This window comes from Pseudomonas sp. HY13-MNA-CIBAN-0226 (assembly GCF_040310305.1).
In the GTDB taxonomy this organism is placed as follows: Bacteria; Pseudomonadota; Gammaproteobacteria; order Pseudomonadales; family Pseudomonadaceae; genus Aquipseudomonas; species Aquipseudomonas gregormendelii.
This window is the reverse complement of sequence record NZ_JBEOPS010000044.1, coordinates 1-2,576: the sequence shown is the minus strand read 5'-3', so window position 1 is coordinate 2,576 and position 2,576 is coordinate 1. Positions and strand designations below refer to the sequence as shown.

The following is a 2,576-nucleotide window of genomic DNA, read 5'->3' as shown; positions in this document are numbered from 1 at the left end:
TGCGCATTCCACGCCATCCGGCCACCCAGTCCACCAACATCCGGCCACTCGTTCCACGCTCATCCGGCCAGGCAGTCGGAGCGCAGCGACGCAGGTTTGCATTGTTAGTCTGAAGTACCTGTCACCGTCAATTTCGTCGTGCGCCTGCGCAACGATTCGCCCTTCAGTTCGATTCGATAAGCGTTATGCACCAGCCGGTCGAGGATCGCATCACCCAGGGTCGGATCGCCGATCAGTGCGTGCCATTTGTCCACCGGCATCTGGCTGGTGACCAGCGTCGAGCGGTTCCCGTAGCGGTCGTCCAGCAGCTCCAACATGTCGCGCCGTTGCGGCGCCGTAAACGGGGCCAGGCCCCAATCGTCCAAAATTATCAGATCAGCTTTGGCGTAGCTGGCCATCAGTTTGGCGAAGCGGCCATCGCCGTGGGCCAGCCCCAGTTCTTCCATCAGGCGTGGCAGGCGCAGGTAGCGCACGCTGTAGCCGTCCCGGCAGGCCTTGTGGGCCAGCGCGCAAGCCAGCCAGGTTTTGCCCACGCCGGTGGGCCCGCCGATGATCAGGTTCAGGCCATCGCGCAGCCATTGGCCGCTGCCCAGTTGCAGGATCAGCGACTTGTCCAGACCACGCGGGCTGCGGTAATCGATGTCTTCCAGGCAAGCGTTGTGGCGCAGTCGGGCGGCCTTGAGGCGAGTCGTTAAGCGTGCGTCTTCACGCTCGGTCAGCTCGCGGTCGACCATCAGACCCAGGCGTTCATCGAAACTGAGGTCATTGATGTCGGGCGTTGCGTGTTGCTCGCCAAGCGCCTTGATCATGCCGTGCAGGCGTAGGGTTTGCAGCTTGTCGAGGGTCGGGTTGGGTAGCATGTTCGTGTTCCTTTTTCAGGTCAGTGGTAGTAGCCAGGGCCACGCAGGTTGATGTGTTCGTCGGGCAACAGCGGTAGGTTCTGCTGTCCCAGCGGCAGCCGCTCCAGGCCTTGGCGCAGGATCGATTCGAGGCTTTTGTAACTGCATGCGCCCAGCGCCAGGGCGCGCTGGCACGCGGCTTCCAGCCGCTCTTCGCCGTGCTGTTTGCCCAGGCGCAGGATGCCCAGGCACGCTCGGAAGCCGTGCTGCGGATGGATTCGGCGTTCGAGGATGTAGGCGATGACGCCAGCGGTGTTCGGCCCGGTCTGCTCTGCCCAGCGGATCAGCCGTTGCGGCGTCCACTCGGCGTGTTCGCGGTGGCTCTTGGGCATGTGTTCGGTTTGGGTGGTGTGGCGGCCTTTGTGAGGCGAGCGAAGGTGGCTCGCCACACGTTGGTTGGCGTGGAAGCACTCGACGGTCTTGGCCGTCAGACGCACCTCCAGTTGCTGTTTCACTAACTGGTACGGCACCGAGTAATAGTGGCCGTCGACTTCAACGTGGTAGTCAATGTGCGCCCGTACTTTTTTCCATTCGGCGTAAACGTACGGATGCTCCGGCAGCGGTTGCAGCGCGGGTTGGTCGATGGCTTCGAAGGCTGAGCGGCGTGAGCCGGGCAGCTTTTTAAAGGGCCGTTGATTGAGGCGTTCGAGCAGCACGCCGATGGCCGTATTGAGTTCACCCAGCGAGAAAAACTGGCGGTTGCGCAGCGCCGCAAGGATCCAGCGCTCGACCACCTGCACACCGACTTCGACCTTGGCTTTGTCCTTGGGTTTGCGGGCCCTGGCAGGTAGAACGGCGACTCCGTAGTGCTCAGCCAGATCACGGTAGCTGGGGTTGATGTCCGGCTCATAGCGATGCGCTTTGGTGACGCCGCTGCGCAGATTGTCCGGCACCAGGATCTCCGACGTCCCACCGAGAAAAGCGAAGCAGCGCGCATGCGAGCCCAGCCAGTCGGGCAGTTGCTGCGACCAGGTGGCCTCGGCAAAGGTGTAGCTGGAGGCGCCCAGGACAGCGACGAAGATCTGGGCCTGACGGATTTCCCCGGTCTGCCGGTCGATGATCGGCACAGTCTGTCCTGCGTAATCGACGAACAGCTTTTCGCCGGCGCGATGCTCCTGGCGCATGACCACATCGATCTTGGCAGCCCAGAGGCGGTAGTGCTCGCAGAACCAGCTGTATTGGAAACCTTGCGGGTGGCTGAGCCGATATTCCTGCCAAAGCAAAGCCAAAGTCACGCCGGGGCGGCGTAACTCGGCATGCGCCCATGCCCAGTCGGGCATCGGCCTTTGATCGCTGGGAACTGTCGGTGCTGGCGGGAACAGGCATCGTTGCAGCTCGGCGTCTGTCAGTGCAGAGGGCCAAGTCAGGCCACTGGCCGCAAAGCGATTGAGATAGTCACCGACGGTGGCTCGCCCGACTTGCAAGCTGGTGGATATCTGACGAGCAGACAGACCGACCTCAAATTTGAGGCGTAATACTTCTCGAATCTTACGCATGGATAACCGCTCCACGACGACCTCTCTGCTTCGATAAAAGAGGTCGATGGTAGTGAATTAATCCTGCGTTGCTGCCTGCCTTGGGGGTGGCCGGATGTGCGTGGAATGGGTGGCCGGATCACCGTGGAATAGGTGGCCGGATGTTCATGGAATCAGTGGCCGGATAGCCGTGGAATACGCA

2 protein-coding genes are annotated in these 2,576 nt (G+C 61.8%); both read right to left on the bottom strand.

Features of this window, described 5'->3' with window-relative positions; all coding sequences use genetic code 11:
* Positions 1 to 104: 104 nt before the first annotated feature.
* Positions 105 to 860 (bottom strand): IS21-like element ISPsy14 family helper ATPase IstB, encoded by a 756-nt coding sequence (gene istB / locus AAEZ05_RS27580; RefSeq protein WP_350649693.1) that lies wholly within the window; start codon positions 858 to 860, stop codon positions 105 to 107.
* Positions 861 to 880: 20 nt separating this feature from the next.
* On the bottom strand, positions 881 to 2,395 hold the full coding sequence (istA, locus tag AAEZ05_RS27575) for an IS21 family transposase (RefSeq protein ID WP_350649691.1): 1,515 nt from the start codon (positions 2,393 to 2,395) through the stop codon (positions 881 to 883).
* Between the last annotated feature and the right edge of the window lie 181 nt (positions 2,396 to 2,576).

Bases quoted from the DNA above. Each gene is read 5' to 3' on its own strand.
- istB (WP_350649693.1), bottom strand. From the start codon at position 860: ATGCTACCCAACCCGACCCTCGACAAGCTGCAAACCCTACGCCTGCAC.
- istA (WP_350649691.1), bottom strand. From the start codon at position 2,395: ATGCGTAAGATTCGAGAAGTATTACGCCTCAAATTTGAGGTCGGTCTG.